The organism is Streptomyces sp. AcH 505 (assembly GCF_000818175.1).
Lineage (GTDB): Bacteria > Actinomycetota > Actinomycetes > Streptomycetales > Streptomycetaceae > Streptomyces.
On record NZ_JTIY01000001.1, the window covers coordinates 3,179,844 to 3,195,158 of the forward strand.

The 15,315-nt window shown below is 69.7% G+C and carries 13 protein-coding genes, 1 tRNA gene and 1 pseudogene; 4 read left to right on the top strand and 11 right to left on the bottom strand.

Going from position 1 to position 15,315, the window contains the following annotated elements:
- Positions 1-105: 105 nt before the first annotated feature.
- Both HY68_RS14605 and HY68_RS14610 read right to left on the bottom strand, forming a co-directional pair.
- The gene (locus HY68_RS14605) at positions 106-822 is read right to left on the bottom strand and encodes a TetR/AcrR family transcriptional regulator (RefSeq protein ID WP_078863931.1); all 717 of its coding nucleotides are present in this window, start codon (positions 820-822) and stop codon (positions 106-108) included.
- Complete coding sequence (locus HY68_RS14610) at positions 819-1,814, bottom strand: fatty acid desaturase (protein WP_041988896.1); 996 nt, start codon at positions 1,812-1,814, stop codon at positions 819-821. The genes HY68_RS14605 and HY68_RS14610 overlap by 4 nt, the downstream gene beginning before the upstream one ends.
- A 207-nt stretch (positions 1,815-2,021) precedes the next feature.
- On the opposite strand from HY68_RS14610, the gene ppc reads away from it, so the two are divergent.
- Positions 2,022-4,751, top strand: coding sequence for a phosphoenolpyruvate carboxylase (gene ppc, locus HY68_RS14615; protein WP_041988897.1), 2,730 nt, complete (start codon positions 2,022-2,024; stop codon positions 4,749-4,751).
- A 128-nt stretch (positions 4,752-4,879) separates the two neighbouring features.
- Here ppc and HY68_RS14620 read toward each other — a convergent pair whose 3' ends face one another.
- The 7 genes from HY68_RS14620 to HY68_RS14650 all read right to left on the bottom strand — a co-directional run bounded on the left by HY68_RS14620 (position 4,880) and on the right by HY68_RS14650 (position 10,495).
- Positions 4,880-5,299 (bottom strand): hypothetical protein, encoded by a 420-nt coding sequence (locus HY68_RS14620; RefSeq protein WP_241778576.1) that lies wholly within the window; start codon positions 5,297-5,299, stop codon positions 4,880-4,882.
- A gap of 111 nt (positions 5,300-5,410) precedes the next feature.
- Positions 5,411-6,007, bottom strand: a complete 597-nt coding sequence (gene pth / locus HY68_RS14625) for an aminoacyl-tRNA hydrolase (protein ID WP_041988899.1) — start codon at positions 6,005-6,007, stop codon at positions 5,411-5,413.
- A gap of 111 nt (positions 6,008-6,118) precedes the next feature.
- A complete protein-coding gene (locus HY68_RS14630; RefSeq protein ID WP_041988901.1) occupies positions 6,119-6,712 on the bottom strand; it encodes a 50S ribosomal protein L25/general stress protein Ctc in 594 nt (197 codons plus the stop codon).
- A 173-nt stretch (positions 6,713-6,885) separates the two neighbouring features.
- Positions 6,886-7,863, bottom strand: a complete 978-nt coding sequence (locus tag HY68_RS14635; RefSeq protein WP_041988903.1) for a ribose-phosphate diphosphokinase — start codon at positions 7,861-7,863, stop codon at positions 6,886-6,888.
- A 121-nt stretch (positions 7,864-7,984) separates the two neighbouring features.
- A complete protein-coding gene (gene glmU / locus HY68_RS14640; protein ID WP_041988905.1) occupies positions 7,985-9,433 on the bottom strand; it encodes a bifunctional UDP-N-acetylglucosamine diphosphorylase/glucosamine-1-phosphate N-acetyltransferase GlmU in 1,449 nt (482 codons plus the stop codon).
- A 110-nt stretch (positions 9,434-9,543) separates the two neighbouring features.
- A tRNA-Gln gene (locus tag HY68_RS14645) sits at positions 9,544-9,614 on the bottom strand.
- 11 nt (positions 9,615-9,625) lie between these two features.
- The gene (locus HY68_RS14650) at positions 9,626-10,495 is read right to left on the bottom strand and encodes a hypothetical protein (protein WP_041996077.1); all 870 of its coding nucleotides are present in this window, start codon (positions 10,493-10,495) and stop codon (positions 9,626-9,628) included.
- Between the two features lie 158 nt (positions 10,496-10,653).
- On the opposite strand from HY68_RS14650, the gene HY68_RS14655 reads away from it, so the two are divergent.
- On the top strand, positions 10,654-11,991 hold the full coding sequence (locus tag HY68_RS14655) for a histidine kinase (RefSeq protein ID WP_041988906.1): 1,338 nt from the start codon (positions 10,654-10,656) through the stop codon (positions 11,989-11,991).
- 186 nt (positions 11,992-12,177) lie between these two features.
- On the opposite strand, the gene HY68_RS14660 is transcribed toward HY68_RS14655, so the two are convergent.
- Together HY68_RS14660 and HY68_RS14665 are read right to left on the bottom strand one after the other, a co-directional pair.
- Positions 12,178-12,678, bottom strand: a complete 501-nt coding sequence (locus HY68_RS14660) for an SUKH-3 domain-containing protein (protein WP_041988908.1) — start codon at positions 12,676-12,678, stop codon at positions 12,178-12,180.
- A gap of 2 nt (positions 12,679-12,680) precedes the next feature.
- Complete coding sequence (locus tag HY68_RS14665) at positions 12,681-13,181, bottom strand: YwqJ-related putative deaminase (protein ID WP_041988909.1); 501 nt, start codon at positions 13,179-13,181, stop codon at positions 12,681-12,683.
- Positions 13,182-13,419: 238 nt separating this feature from the next.
- Between HY68_RS14665 and HY68_RS14670 the strand changes: the two genes are divergently transcribed.
- Together HY68_RS14670 and HY68_RS45115 are read left to right on the top strand one after the other, a co-directional pair.
- Positions 13,420-14,397 (top strand): SMI1/KNR4 family protein, encoded by a 978-nt coding sequence (locus HY68_RS14670; RefSeq protein ID WP_041988911.1) that lies wholly within the window; start codon positions 13,420-13,422, stop codon positions 14,395-14,397.
- A pseudogene (locus tag HY68_RS45115) lies at positions 14,394-15,315 on the top strand (hypothetical protein); the annotation flags it as partial. The gene HY68_RS14670 and the pseudogene HY68_RS45115, both read left to right, overlap by 4 nt.

Here is a 15,315-nt window from a genome sequence, read left to right on the forward strand (position 1 = left end):
GCGCCCGGCCCCCGCCCCTCGCCGGCGGACGGGCGCGGACGCGCACGGACGACGAGCGACACAGGACCGGACGGGCCGCCCGGGGGACAGCGTGTGCGGTGCGGGTCAGAACTTGCGGTGGCCTATCAGCCGTGGCTTCGACTCCAGATTGCCCAGGCCGTGCCACGCCAGATTCACCAGATGCGCCGCGACCTCCGACTTCTGGGGGCTGCGGGCGTCCACCCACCACTGGCCCGTCAGGGCCACCATGCCCACCAGCGCCTGCGCGTACAGCGGCGCCAGCTTCGGGTCGAAGCCCCGGGCCTTGAACTCCAGGCCCAGGATGTCCTCGACCTGCGTGGCGATGTCGCTGATCAGCGACGCGAACGTGCCCGTGGACTGCGCCACGGGCGAGTCGCGGACCAGGATGCGGAAGCCGTCCGTGTACGTCTCGATGTAGTCGAGCAGGGCGAACGCGGCCTGCTCCAGCAGCTCCCTGGGGTGACCTGCGGTCAGCGCCGAGGTCACCATGTCCATGAGCTGGCGCATCTCACGGTCCACGACCACCGCGTACAGGCCCTCCTTGCCGCCGAAGTGCTCGTACACCACCGGCTTGGAGACGCCTGCCTTCGCCGCGATCTCCTCGACCGACGTGGACTCGAAGCCCTTCTCGGCGAAGGCCGTACGACCGATGTCCAGCAGTTGCTCGCGGCGCTCGGCCCCCGTCATACGGACACGGCGAACGCGCCTTCCCCCGGAGGGACGGCTCCTGTCGGCACCACTCGTGCCGCCCGTGCCGCTCGTGCTGTTCGTGTCAGGGTCGATCGCCACGGTGCCCATCATGTCGCGTTGGAGGGTGCGCCAGTGCGCTTTGCGTTCAGCCGCGAGGCGCTCGGCCACCGCACATCATGGGCCCAGCCGAACTTCTCGAACCAGCGAATAAGCCGCGCGCTGGAGTCGATCTGGCCCTTCAGTACGCCGTGCCGGGCGCTGGTCGGGTCCGCGTGGTGCAGGTTGTGCCAGGACTCGCCACAAGAGAGGACCGCGAGCCACCACACATTGCCTGAGCGGTCGCGCGACTTGAACGGACGTTTACCCACGGCGTGACAGATCGAATTGATCGACCACGTCACGTGATGGAGCAACGCCACCCGCACCAGTGAACCCCAGAAGAACGCCGAGAACGCGCCCCACCAGGACATCGTCACCAAACCGCCGACCAGCGGCGGGATCGCCAGCGAGACGACCGTCCACAGCGCGAACTGCCGCGACACCCGCCGAATGGCGGAATCGGCGATCAGATCCGGCGCGTACTTCTGCTGCGGCGTCTGCTCCTCGTCGAAGAGCCACGCGATGTGCGCCCACCACAGCCCCTTCAGCAGGGCCGGCAGCGTGTCGCCGAACCGCCAGGGGGAGTGGGGGTCGCCCTCGGCGTCGGAGAACTTGTGATGCCTGCGGTGGTCCGCCACCCAGCGGACCAGCGGGCCCTCCACGGCCATGGAACCCGCCACGGCCAGGGCGATCCGGAGCGGACGGTTCGCCTTGAAGGAGCCATGGGTGAAATAGCGGTGGAAACCGATCGTGATGCCATGGCAGCCGATGAAGTACATCGCCACCATGAGGCCCAGGTCGAGCCAGCTCACACCGCCCCAGCCCCAGGCCAGCGGCACCGCCGCGACCAGGGCCACGAACGGCACGACGATGAAGAGGAGCAGAGCGATCTGCTCGACGGAACGTTTGTTGTCTCCGCCGAGCGTGGCGGAAGGGAGCGGAGCGCCGGTGGACGGCGGCGGATTCTGGGGAGAATCCTCGATCACGTCAGGGCTTGTTGTCATGGGGATCCCCTGGGGTGAGGAATACGGCAGATGCCCGGATACGGGTGCGTAACCTACGGCATCGTAAGTATGGCAGCGCAGTCCGCCGCGACAAGAGGCCTGTGGATAACGTCAGCCGAAGGGCACCTATCCTGGTGACGTCGGACAGCGCGGTCCGTACTCCAGTACCCCTTGAGACGTGCTCGAACACTGCAAGGAGCCGCACCTGTGAGCAGTGCCGACCAGACCACAACCGCCGGCGCGGAGCTGCGCTCCGACATCCGCCGGCTCGGCGACCTGTTGGGCGAGACCCTCGTAAGGCAAGAAGGCCCGGAACTCCTCGACCTCGTGGAGCGCGTCCGCGCGCTCACCCGCGAGGACGGGGAAGCAGCAGCCGAACTGCTCGGGGACACCGACCTGGAGACGGCGGCCAAGCTCGTCCGCGCCTTCTCCACCTACTTCCACCTCGCGAACGTGACCGAGCAGGTCCACCGGGGCCGCGAGATGCGGGAACGGCGCGCCGCGGAGGGCGGGCTGCTGGCCCGCACCGCCGACCGGCTCAAGGACGCCGACCCCGAGCACCTGCGCCAGACCGTGAAGAACCTCAACGTACGGCCCGTCTTCACGGCCCACCCCACCGAAGCGGCCCGCCGCTCCGTGCTCAACAAGCTCCGCCGCATCGGTGAACTCCTCGAAACGCCCGTGATCGCCGCCGACCGGCGCCGGCACGACCTGCGGCTCGCCGAGTCCATCGACCTGATCTGGCAGACCGACGAGCTGCGTGTCGTACGGCCCGAGCCCGCCGACGAGGCGCGCAACGCGATCTACTACCTCGACGAACTCCACATCGGCGCCGTCGGCGACGTGCTGGAGGACCTCACCGCCGAACTCGAACGCGTCGGCGTCGAACTGCCCCCGGGCACCCGCCCGCTGACCTTCGGCACCTGGATCGGCGGCGACCGCGACGGCAACCCGAACGTCACCCCCGAGGTCACCCGCGAAGTCCTGATCCTCCAGCACGAACACGGCATCACCGACGCACTCGAACTCATCGACTACCTGCGCGGACTGCTGTCCAACTCCATCCGCTACACCGGCGCGACCGACGAACTGCTCGACTCGCTCCAGAACGACCTCGTCCGGCTGCCCGACATCAGCCCCCGCTACAAGCGCCTCAACGCCGAGGAGCCCTACCGCCTCAAGGCGACCTGCATCCGGCAGAAGCTCCTCAACACCCGCGAGCGCCTCGCCAAGGGCACCCCGCACAAGCCCGGCTGCGACTACCTCGGCACCGCGGAGCTGCTGGAAGACCTCACCCTCATCCAGACGTCGCTGCGCGCCCACCGCGGCGGGCTCTTCGCCGACGGCCGGATGGACCGCACCATCCGCACGCTGGCCGCCTTCGGCCTGCAGCTCGCCACCATGGACGTACGGGAACACGCCGACGCCCACCACCACGCGCTCGGGCAGCTCTTCGACCGGCTCGGCGAGGAGTCCTGGCGCTACGCCGACATGCCGCGCGACTACCGGCAGAAGCTCCTCGCCAAGGAACTCCGCTCGCGCCGCCCGCTCGCCCCCACCCCCGCGCCCCTCGACGCGGCGGGCGAGAAGACCCTCGGCGTGTTCCACACCGTGCGCGAGGCGTTCGAGCGGTTCGGACCCGAAGTCATCGAGTCCTACATCATCTCGATGTGCCAGGGCGCCGACGACGTGTTCGCCGCCGCCGTCCTCGCCCGCGAGGCAGGCCTGCTCGACCTGCACGGCGGCTGGGCCAAGATCGGCATCGTGCCGCTCCTGGAGACCACCGACGAGCTGCGCGCCGCCGACGTCATCCTCGACGAGATGCTCGGCGACCCGTCGTACCGCAAGCTCGTCTCCCTCCGCGGCGACATGCAGGAAGTGATGCTCGGGTACTCCGACTCGTCCAAGTTCGGCGGCATCACCACCTCCCAGTGGGAGATCCACCGCGCCCAGCGCCGGCTGCGCGACGTCGCGCACCGGCACGGCGTACGGCTGCGGCTCTTCCACGGCCGCGGCGGCACCGTCGGCCGCGGCGGCGGCCCCTCGCACGACGCGATCCTCGCGCAGCCCTGGGGCACGCTGGAGGGCGAGATCAAGGTGACCGAGCAGGGCGAGGTCATCTCCGACAAGTACCTCATCCCCGCCCTCGCCAGGGAGAACCTGGAGCTGACCGTCGCGGCCACGCTCCAGGCGTCCGCGCTGCACACGGCGCCCCGCCAGTCCGACGAGGCCCTGGCCCGCTGGGACGCGGCCATGGACACCGTCTCCGACGCGGCGCACGCCGCGTACCGGGCGCTCGTCGAGGACCCCGACCTGCCGGCGTACTTCTTCGCCTCCACCCCCGTCGACCAGCTCGCCGACCTGCACCTCGGCTCCCGCCCCTCCAGGCGGCCCGACTCCGGCGCGGGACTCGACGGGCTGCGGGCCATCCCGTGGGTCTTCGGCTGGACCCAGTCACGGCAGATCGTGCCCGGCTGGTTCGGCGTCGGCGCGGGACTCAAGGCGCTGCGGGAGTCCGGACTCGACACCGTCCTCGACGAGATGTACGAGCAGTGGCACTTCTTCCGCAACTTCCTCTCCAACGTGGAGATGACGCTCGCCAAGACCGACCTGCGGATCGCCAGGCACTACGTCGACACGCTCGTCCCCGACGAGCTGAAGCACGTCTTCGGCGACATCGAGGCCGAGCACGAGCGGACCGTGCAGGAAGTCCTGCGGATCACCGGCGGGGCCAAGCTCCTCGACTCCAACCCGGTGCTCCAGCAGACGTTCGCGATCCGCGACGCCTACCTCGACCCGATCTCCTACCTCCAGGTGTCGCTGCTGGCCCGCCAGCGCGCCGCCGCGGCGCGGGAGGAAGCACCCGACCCGACTCTGGGCCGGGCGCTGCTGCTGACCGTCAACGGCGTCGCCGCCGGACTGCGCAACACCGGCTGACGCGCATCACCGCCTGACACGCGGACGGCGGCCACATCCGGGACGATGTGGCCGCCGTTTCGCATGTCGCCGGTCGCGTATCGCCGGTCGTGCGCCGCCGTCTCCGTATCCGTGTCCCGGCACCCGCGTCACAGCGCCAGGAACGTACCGATCAGCAGCGCCGCCCCCGCGCCCGCCACCGTCCACGCCGTACGCGTCAGCCGCATCCCGCCGCCGATCACCAGCGACGCCAGCAGCAGCGCACCGCCCAGCGGCGCCCACGCGTACAGCACCCCGGCGAGGCCGCCGCGCACCACCTCACGCGTGTCCGGCTTCACGACGACGGGGAACTCCTCGCCCTTCTTGACCGCGACCGACTTCTCGATCGTCATCCCGGCCCGCGGCCCGCCCGCGCCGTTCGGGTCGTAAGGCCCCGTACAGGTGTCGTCCCCGCAGCTCACCACCGTCAGCCTGCCGTGCTCACGGCCCTTCGCGAGCATCACATGCTGCGCGGAACCCCACGACCCCCAGACACCGCCCACCAGCAGCAGCAGTGCGACAACAGCCATCGCGGCCATACGACCGAACGACAGGGCGGGGTGGGACGGGCTCGGCATGGCGCGATCTTTGGCCATGGATGAGCGCCCGGTCAAACCACGGGCGGGCTATGCGGGAGCTTGTCAGGAGTTGTACGCCGTCTGCGCCCGGTCGAGCCCGTCCGTCACCAGCGCCTCCACGGCGTCCGCCGCGCGGTCCACCAGAAAAGCCAGCTCCTTGCGCTCCACCGAGGAGAAGTCCTTCAGCACGAAATCAGCCACCTGCATCCGGCCCGGCGGCCGACCGATCCCGAACCGCACCCGGTGGTAGTCGGGCCCCATCGACTTCGTCATCGACTTCAGACCGTTGTGCCCGTTGTCGCCGCCGCCCAGCTTCAGCCGCAGCGCACCGAAGTCGATGTCCAACTCGTCGTGGATCGCGACGACATGGTCGTTCTCGATCTTGTAGAAGTCCCGCAGCCCGGACACCGGACCGCCCGACAGGTTCATGAACGACATCGGCTTCGCCAGCACCACCCGGCGGCTCGACGGACCCGGCGGACCCACCCGCCCCTCGATCACCTGCGCCTGCGCCTTCGGCGCCCGCCGGTACGAACCGCCGATCCGCTCCGCCAGCAGATCCGCGACCATGAACCCCACGTTGTGCCGGTTCGCCGCGTACTCGGGCCCCGGGTTACCCAGACCCACAATCAGCCAAGGGGCGTTGGCATCCGTCGTCATGCGCGCTCGAAACTCCTCGGATCACAGGGGGTGCAGAACGAAAAAAACGGGGTGACGGGCGACAGCCCGCCACCCCGCAGGGCACAGCGTAGAACCGTGCCGCGGCCCGGATCAGGCCTCGGCGCCGGCTTCCTCGGTCTCGGCGGCGTCGTCCGCCGGCTCCTCCGCCTGCGCGGCCAGGATCTGGATGACCACCGCGTCCTCCGGCGTCACCAGCGTCGTACCCGAAGGCAGCGGAACGTCCTTCGCGTGGATCGAGGCACCGGCCTCAAGACCCTCGATGGACACCGTCACCGACGTCGGGATGTTGGTCGCCTCGGCCTCGACGGTCAGCGTGTTGAGGACGTTCTCCAGCAGGTTCGCACCCGGGGCCAGCTCACCCTCCGTGTGCACGGCCACCTCGACGGTGACCTTCTCGCCGCGCTTCACCGCGAGCAGGTCGACGTGCTCGATGAAGCCCTTGATCGGGTTACGCACGACAGCCTTGGGGATGACCAGCTCGTTGCGGCCGTCGATGTCCAGGCTGATCAGCGCGTTCGCCGTCTTCAGCGCCATCATCAGGTCGTGGCCCGGCAGCGTGACGTGGACGGTGTCGGCGCCGTGGCCGTAGATCACGGCCGGCACCTTGTTCGCACGGCGGGTACGGCGGGCGGCGCCCTTGCCGAACTCGGTACGGACCTCGGCGCTGAGCTTCAGTTCAGCCATGGCTGCACTCCTCGTAGATCAAAACAGGTGACAGAGAAAGACCGTCACCCGGCCACGACAGCCTGCTACGAAGAGCGCGTCGATAACGGACCGCCGCACATGAGTGCGGCCTCCCTCGCCGAGCAACTCCGTGAGTCTACCCGGCCGGGAGGCCGCCCAGAAATCGATCTTCGCTACGCCTGCTCCTCGAAGAGGCTGGTCACCGAGCCGTCCTCGAACACCTCACGCACCGCACGGCCGATCGTCGGCGCGATCGACAGCACCGTGATCTTGTCCAGATCCAGATTCCCCGGATCCGGCAGGGTGTTGGTGAAGACGAACTCACTCACCTTCGAGTTCTTCAGCCGGTCGGCGGCAGGACCCGACAGCACGCCGTGCGTCGCCGTCACGATCACGTCCTCCGCGCCGTGCGCGAACAGCGCGTCGGCGGCGGCACAGATCGTCCCACCCGTGTCGATCATGTCGTCCACCAGGACACACACCCGGCCCTCGACATTGCCGACCACCTCATGGACCGTCACCTGGTTCGCGACGTCCTTGTCACGCCGCTTGTGCACGATCGCCAGCGGCGCGCCCAGCCGGTCGCACCAGCGGTCCGCGACCCTGACCCGGCCCGCGTCCGGCGAGACCACCGTCAGCTTGGCCCGGTCCACCTTGCCCGCCACGTAGTCCGCCAGCACCGGCAGCGCGAACAGATGATCCACGGGACCGTCGAAGAAGCCCTGGATCTGATCCGTGTGCAGATCGACCGTGAGGATCCGGTCCGCACCCGCCGTCTTCATCAGATCCGCCACCAGCCGGGCCGAAATCGGCTCCCTGCCACGGTGCTTCTTGTCCTGACGGGCGTACCCGTAGAACGGGACGATCACCGTGATGCTCCTGGCCGACGCCCGCTTCAACGCGTCGATCATGATCAACTGCTCCATGACCCACTTGTTGATCGGAGCGGTATGGCTCTGGATCAGAAAACAATCCGCGCCACGCGCCGACTCCTGATACCGCACATAGATCTCACCGTTGGCGAAATCGAACGCCTTCGTCGGCACAATCCCGACACCCAGTCTTTGGGCGACCTCCTCCGCCAGCTCGGGGTGGGCGCGGCCGGAGAAGAACATCAACTTCTTCTCGCCGGTCGTCTTGATCCCGGTCACAGCACAGTCTCCTCAGACGTGTTGAATGCCGCTCCACCCGCACACACCTGCGCGGTTGCGTGCGAGCCGGCTGAATCGTGCAGATATCACGGTACGCCGAGAACGACGCACCTGTTTCCGGTCAGCTCTCCTCGTCGGCGCCTCCGAGCGCCACCTCGGCGGCCTGCGCGGCGGCGCTTCCCGGCCGCTTCCTGGCCACCCAACCCTCGATATTCCGCTGCTGGCCCCGGGCCACGGCCAACGCGCCGTGCGGCACGTCCTTCGTGATGACCGACCCCGCGGCGGTGTAGACACCGTCCCCGACCGTGACAGGCGCCACAAACATATTGTCCGAACCCGTACGGCAATGAGAACCGATGGTCGTGTGGTGCTTGTTCACGCCGTCGTAGTTCACGAAAACGCTCGCGGCGCCGATGTTCGTGCCCTCACCGATCGTCGCGTCCCCCACGTACGACAGATGCGGCACCTTCGTCCCCTCGCCGATCGTCGCGTTCTTCATCTCCACATACGTACCCGCCTTCGACCGCACCCCCAGCCGCGTCCCCGGCCGCAGATACGCGAACGGCCCCACCGACGCCTCGGCGCCGACCTCCGCGCCGTCCGCGACCGTGTTGTCCACCCGGGCACCCGCCCCCACCGACGTGTCCTTCAACCGCGAGTTCGGCCCCACCTCGCACCCCTCCGCCAGATGCGTCGACCCCAGCAGCTGCGTCCCCGGATGCACCACCGTGTCCTGCTCGAACGTCACCGACACATCCACCAGCACCGACGCCGGATCCACCACCGTCACACCCGCCAGCATCGCCCGCTCCAACAACCGCGCGTTCAGCAGCCGGCGCGCCTCAGCCAGCTGCACACGGTTGTTGATCCCGACGATCTCCCGGTGATCCGCAGCCACCGAAGCACCCACCCGGTGCCCCGACTCCCGCAGGATCGCCAGGACATCCGTCAGATACTCCTCACCCTGACTGTTGTCCGTCCGCACCTTCCCCAGCGCGTCCGCCAGCAACTGCCCGTCGAACGCGAACACCCCCGAATTGATCTCCCGCACCGCGCGCTGCGCCTCGTCCGCGTCCTTGTGCTCGACGATGCCGGTCACCGCGCCACTCACCGCGTCCCGGACGATCCGCCCGTACCCCGTCGCGTCGGGCACCTCGGCGGACAGGACCGTCGCCGCGTTCCCGTCGGCGTCGTGCACGCCGACGAGCGCGGCGAGCGTCTCGCCGGACAGCAGCGGGGTGTCGCCGCAGACGACGACGACGGTGCCACCGGGCGTACCGCCCAGCTCCCGCAGCGCGGTACGGACGGCATGCCCGGTGCCGTTCTGCTCGGCCTGGAACGCGGTACGCACCCCGTCGTAACGATCGGCGAGATGCCCCTCGACCTCGTCACGGGCATGGCCGACGACCACGACAAGCTGCTCGGGATCGAGCTCACGGGCGGCGGAAACGACATGTCCGACGAGCGAGCGCCCGCAGATCTCATGCAGAACCTTGGGAGTCCGCGACTTCATACGGGTACCGGCACCCGCTGCGAGGACGACGACGGCTGCCGGGCGGTTGGCGCTCACGGATGGGCCCTTCGGCTTACGGGTGATGGACAACCGAAGAATACCGGGGTGTTTCGGACCGGGAACGAGGCCGGGCCCCGACCGGAGAGGTCGGGGCCCGCGTCACGCTGCTCCCGGGGAAGGAATCGAACCCTCATTCAATGGACCAAAACCATTTGTCCTGCCTTTAGACGACCCGGGATGGTGTGTCGCCTACGCCCGTTTCGCCGGTTTCCGCGAAAGTGCAGCTCCTACTATGCCGTACCACCAGCCCTCCACGCGACGATACAAGTCAGCACTCCTCAGCACCCTGACGCTGAGGCAGCCGTTGTAGCCCTCGCCCATGTTCTTGCGATTGGTCTTCGGGTTGTGCCTCTTGATCGTGGTCTTGCCGAACCGGGTCACGTCGATGCCCACCACCTCGGCCCAGAACCGCTCGGAGGTCGGCACATCGGCCGTCTCGTGGATGTGGACATGGAATCGCAGGGAGTCTCTGGGCACCTCCAACAGGTCGAGCCAGCCGAGAAAGATCTCGATCATGTGGCGGTCGCTGTTGATGAAGGTGATGCGCTCCTGGCGGCGATGGGGTTTGGACTTGGCCCCCTCGGCCCAGTACAGCCCCACCCCGATCAAGAACAGCTCGCGGTCCGACAGCGCCCCCACCTCCTCGGCGGCCAGCCGCTTCGTCTCCTGGCGCTCCTCCTCCCGTCGTTCCAGCGTCCGCTCCCACCCCCGCCTGGCAATCGCCGACGCTTCCTCCCTCGTGCGCTTCGGCGGTTTCGGGAGGTCGCGTACCCAGAGGGAGATGGAGCCTTTCGAGCAGCCCAGCTCCAGCTGTATCTGGTCGTAGGTCAGGCCTTGGAGGCGTAGCTCCCGTGCCTGGGCGCGGAGGTCGTCCTTGGCGCGGGGGCGTCTGGTCCACTCCGGTGGGGGTTCGCCTTCGAGGAGGCGGTTGAGGATGTCGTTGTTGTCGACGAACAGCGTGTCGCGGATTTGCCGGCGGCTGAGGCCTTGTCGGCGCAGGGCGACGGCTCGGGCGCGCAGGCCTTCGAAGTCGGCGTATTTGCTGGTGATTTCCGTCATGTCGGGGATCATCGGCCGGAATGGGGGCGTCCAGCTCGAATGTGCGGTCGATTCGCCTGTTTGAGTGGACTCTGCAGCAATCTTTTGCGTCCCGGAGTGCGTTACGTGCTGTCACGGTCGCCGGAAAATGACTCGCGTGCGCCCTTAGTCTGGGAGACATGACCACAACGGGGGCACATCAGGACGCCGGGGGCCCGACCGCCCGTGGCTACTGGTGGTGGGAGAGGCGGCGCGGCGTCGCGCTCGATGTGGGGCTGGCCGTGGTGTCGGCTCTGGAGTGCGCGCTGGAGGGTGTGCGGTTCGCGGGGAGTACGGCGTTGCCCGCGCCGGTGGGGGTGATCTTCGGGCTGTTGGCGGGGGCGACGCTGTTGTTGCGGCGGCCGTGGCCGTTCGCGGTGGTGCTGGTGTCGATTGCTGTCACGCCGGCCGAGATGGGCTTCCTGATGGGGATCGTGGGGCTCTACACGCTCGCCGCTTCGGAGATGCCGCGCCGGATCACGGGTGCGCTGGCGGGGATGTCGCTGGTGGCGACGTTCATCGTGACGTTCGTGCGGACGCGGCAGAACGTGTCGACGGCGAGCTTCGATTCGTACGAGTGGTACGTGCCGACGGTGGCGGTGCTGATGTCGGTGGGGCTGACGGCTCCGCCGGTGTTGTTCGGGCTGTATGTGGGGGCGCGGCGGCGGCTGATGGAGAGCTTGCGGGAGCGCGCGGACAGTCTGGAGCAGGAGTTGTCGCTGCTGGCCGACCGGGCCGAGCAGCGGGCGGAGTGGGCGCGTACGGAGGAGCGGACGCGGATCGCCCGGGAGATGCATGACGTGGTGGCGCACCGGGTGAGTCTGATGGTGGTGCACGCGGCGGCGTTGCAGGCGGTGGCGTTGAAGGATCCGCCGAAGGCGGTGAAGAACGCGGCGCTGGTGGGGGACATGGGCCGGCAGGCGCTGACGGAGCTGCGGGAGATGCTGGGGGTTCTGCGTACGGGGGAGCAGGTGGCCGCGCGTAAGGCGGCGGACGCTTCGGCGCCTGTGCAGGTGGTGGTGCCGCTGGCGGCGGTGGGGATGGCGGCTGCGGCTGCTGCGGCGGCCGCTGCGGAGGACGGTCCTGGGATGGCGGACATCGAGGCGCTGGTGGGGCAGTCGCGGGACGCGGGGATGGTGGTGGAGCTGTCGGTGCAGGGGGATTCGCGGGAGTACGCGCCGGTGGTGGAGCAGACGGCGTACCGGGTGGTGCAGGAGGCGTTGACGAATGTGCACAAGCACGCGGCGGGCTCGAAGGTGATGGTGCGGCTGGCGCACCGGGGTGAGGAGGTCGCGATGCAGGTGGAGAACGGGCCTTCGGACGCGGGTGTGGCGGACGCGGGGCTGCCGAGCGGCGGTAACGGTCTGGTGGGGATGCGGGAGCGGGTCATGGCGCTGGGCGGGGTGTTCGTGTCGGGGGAGACGGACGCGGGCGGGTTCCGGGTGTCGGCGGTGCTGCCGCACCGGCTGTCGGCGTAGCCGGTCGGCGGCGGTTTCTCGGGGCTGGGGGCCTTCGGAGCGTCCCTTCGCGCGGGGTGGTACGACGGCCCGTACGCCGGCCTGCGGCAGTCTGCGCGGCGGCAGTCTGCCCGGCATCGGTCTGCGCGGCGTCGGTCTGCGCGGCGTCGGTCTGCGCGTGGCCGTCGCGTCGTACGCCCGTACCGCTCAGGCCGACGTCAGCCGTGCCGGTTCCCTGCCGGTGAGCAGTGTCGCCAGTGCCAGGTCGATGTCCGCGCCGAGGTACCAGTCGCCGGTGTGGTCGATGGCGTAGACGCGGCCGACGGCGTCGATGGCGAGTACGGCCTGGCCTTCGCCTTCTTCGCCGAGCGGGGTGATCTCGGTGTCCAGCGACCGGCCCAGGTCGGACAGGGTCCGGGCGAGGTGGATCCCGGCGAGCGGGTCGATGCGGACGGTGGCGGGTGCTATCTGCCGGCCGGGCCCCGCGGGCGTGATGACCAGACCGCCGAATTCGGCCCAGGCCTCGACGGCGGCGGGGAAGACGGTGTGCAGGTGGCCCGCGGGGGTGACGTGTGCGCGCAGGGTGTCGGCCCATTCCTCGGCCTGCCTTATGTCCCACCGTCCTGGCTGCCAGCCGGCTTCGCGCAGGGCGGCGTCGACGGGCGCGGGGAAGCGCGTGGAGGTGGGGGCGGACGTGGGGTCGGGCATGTTCAGCCGTTCTGGGTGGGGTCGACGGGCCGTACGCCGAAGTGGTCGAGCAGGGCGATGCAGGACCGGCAGGGCGGCGCGTAGCTGCCGTGCAGCGGGTCGCCGTCCTCGCGGATGCGGCGGGCCGTGAGTTTGGCGTGTTTGAGCGAGCGGCGGGCGTCGCCGTGGGTGAGGGGTTTCTTGCGGGCGCGTTTGGAGCGCCCTTCGTCGGTGGCGGTGAGATGTCTGGAGAGCAGGATCGCTTCGGGGCAGCGCCCGGTGAATCGTTCCCGCTGTCCGCTGGTGAGGGTGTCGAGGAAGTCCTGTACGAGGACGTGCAGTACGGGTGGCTGATCGGCCTTGCCCGCGGTGCAGGTGAGGGTCTCGCCGCGGACGGAGAGCGCGGCCGCCACCGCGGGCAGGATGCCGTCGCGGCGCCGGTGGAGCTGTGGCGGAAGGTGTGGGTCGACGCTGCTCCAGCTGAGGCGTGGGTCGCCCTGTGCGTCTGTTGGTGCGGTGTGCATCGTGCTTGTCCCTCCCGTGCCAGCTGCGGGTAGCCGCTGGTGTCACGCCCCCGTGTCGCGGGGACAGCCTGCCAAATTTGACGCCGGATCGGGTAGCGGAGTCGCGGATCAGGGCGTGGCGTCGGCGCTGGGTCACCCCGAAGTAACCGCTTGTCACCGGGAAGGAGCCTCTCTGTGGCGTGTTGCGCCACCGCATAGGCTGTGCGTAACCAGCCAGCAGCAGCAGGGGGCAACCGCCATGACGACAGGTCGGCTCGGGCAGCAAGCCGCGCCACCGAACGCCGGTTATGCCGGGCAGGTCGTGCAGTTCCCGGATCCGGTCCGGGCTTCCCGTCACCCGCACGGGGTACGGGTCGACGACCGCGGCTTTCCGGATTTCGTGCCCTACGCGCGTGCCGCCGCCGAGATCGCCGAGCCTCCCGAGGGGTTCGGCGTGGACGAGTTGCGGCTCACGGACTACGTGTCGGCGAACGCGGCGCTGGCCGCCGCGGGGCACGAGTTGTGGGACACGATTCCGCCGGTGGCCACCCCGCACGGCTGGACCTGGCACCATGTGCCGGCTTCCCGGCGGCTGGTGCTGGTCCCGGTCGAGGTGAAGGCGCTGTTGCGGCACCACGGTGGTCTCGCGACGACGCGGGTGGACCACGGCAAGCGCGGTACGCGCCCGTTGCAGGAGACCAGGCCGGTGCACTTCGGGCTGCCGAAGGGCGAGGTGTCGGTCACGGAGCGGCAGTTGCTGGGGGTCGAGGAGGATCTCGGCTACCGGCTGCCGGGTGCGTACCGCTCGTTCCTGAAGGCGGCGGGCGGCTGTGCGCCGGTGGGCGCCGCCCTGGACCCGGAGTTGGGGCTGCTGGTGGACCAGCCGTTCTTCACGGTGCGGGACCAGGCCGCCGTCAACGACCTGGTGTACGTGAACAAGTGTCTGCGCGACCACCTGACCAAGGACCATCTGGGCGTCGGTTTCGTCCAGGGCGGCATCCTGGCGGTCAAGGTACGGGGCGAGCGGATCGGTTCGGTGTGGTTCTGCGCGTACGACGACGCCCGTGACCAGGACGGCTGGAGCGTGCAGGAGCGGGTGGACCGGCTGTTGCTGCCGTGCGGTGACGACTTCGACGTCTTTCTGCAGCGACTGGCGGGCAATCCGCCGGAGTTGGAGACCGTGGCGAACCTGATGGTGGACGGCGGCTTCGCGCAGGCCGTCCCGGTGGAGGGATGAGCGCGATGGTGACCTTCGCGCAGGCGCAGGAGCGCGCGGAAGAGTGGGTCAACGGCGAGGTCCCCGGCTACCAGCACCGCGAGGTGCGGGTCCGGGAGTTCGACCTGGGGTTCGTCGTGTGGGCGGAGGACCGCGAGGGCGGTCCGGTCTCCGACGGCGGCCGGCAGCGGCTGGTGATCGCCAGGGACAGCGGTGAGGCGACGCTGTGGCCCGCGCTGCCGGTGGGTGAGGTGATCCGCCGGTACGAGGAGGAGTACGGGACGCGGCCCGAGCCTGCCGCGCCGGCGCCGCCGCAGCGGATCGACCTGAATCAGACGTCGTTCCTGTTGACGCCGCCGGAGTGGCTCCAGGACGCGGCGGACAAGCTGGGCATTCCGGATCACCGTCCGGAGAGGGCCGGTTCGCCGGAACCGGCGGCTGCTTCGGGTGCGGCTGGATCGGGTGCGGGCGCTTCGGGCGCTGCGGCTTCGGACGGGCCCGGCAGCTCCGGCGGTGCTCCGCCGATCGGTGCGACGCCGTGGGCCGGTACGGACACGAACGCCGCGTCGGAGGAGGGTTCCGTACCGCTGCCGGCGACGGTGTTCGCGCCGCCGCTGTCCGGGTCGGACGAGGACGACGAGCCGCGGCCGCCCACGGGCGCCGATGCGCCGACGGCGCTGATGTCGGGCGGCAGCCAACTGCCGCGTACGGCGGTGGCTTCGTCGTTCGACCCGCAGTCGCTGCCGGGCGCGGAGCCGAATCCGCCGGGGGTGAATCCCGCCGGGGCGAATCCCGCGGGGCCAGGGCCTGTCGGTCCCGGACCTGCCGGGCCCGGTGCGCCGCGACCGCCTGCGGCGCCGGGCCGTCCGGTGGGCAGCAGCGCGAGTGACATAGCGGACGCGGCGACGAGCAAGGCGACCGCGCCGCCGCGCGGCAGCC

Bases quoted from the DNA above. Each gene is read 5' to 3' on its own strand.
- HY68_RS14650 (WP_041996077.1), bottom strand. From the start codon at position 10,495: ATGACGGAAATCACCAGCAAATACGCCGACTTCGAAGGCCTGCGCGCC.
- HY68_RS14610 (WP_041988896.1), bottom strand. From the start codon at position 1,814: ATGACAACAAGCCCTGACGTGATCGAGGATTCTCCCCAGAATCCGCCG.
- HY68_RS14655 (WP_041988906.1), top strand. From the start codon at position 10,654: ATGACCACAACGGGGGCACATCAGGACGCCGGGGGCCCGACCGCCCGT.
- HY68_RS14605 (WP_078863931.1), bottom strand. From the start codon at position 822: ATGATGGGCACCGTGGCGATCGACCCTGACACGAACAGCACGAGCGGC.
- pth (WP_041988899.1), bottom strand. From the start codon at position 6,007: ATGACGACGGATGCCAACGCCCCTTGGCTGATTGTGGGTCTGGGTAAC.
- HY68_RS14630 (WP_041988901.1), bottom strand. From the start codon at position 6,712: ATGGCTGAACTGAAGCTCAGCGCCGAGGTCCGTACCGAGTTCGGCAAG.
- HY68_RS14660 (WP_041988908.1), bottom strand. From the start codon at position 12,678: ATGCCCGACCCCACGTCCGCCCCCACCTCCACGCGCTTCCCCGCGCCC.
- HY68_RS14620 (WP_241778576.1), bottom strand. From the start codon at position 5,299: ATGGCTGTTGTCGCACTGCTGCTGCTGGTGGGCGGTGTCTGGGGGTCG.
- HY68_RS14665 (WP_041988909.1), bottom strand. From the start codon at position 13,181: ATGCACACCGCACCAACAGACGCACAGGGCGACCCACGCCTCAGCTGG.
- HY68_RS14670 (WP_041988911.1), top strand. From the start codon at position 13,420: ATGACGACAGGTCGGCTCGGGCAGCAAGCCGCGCCACCGAACGCCGGT.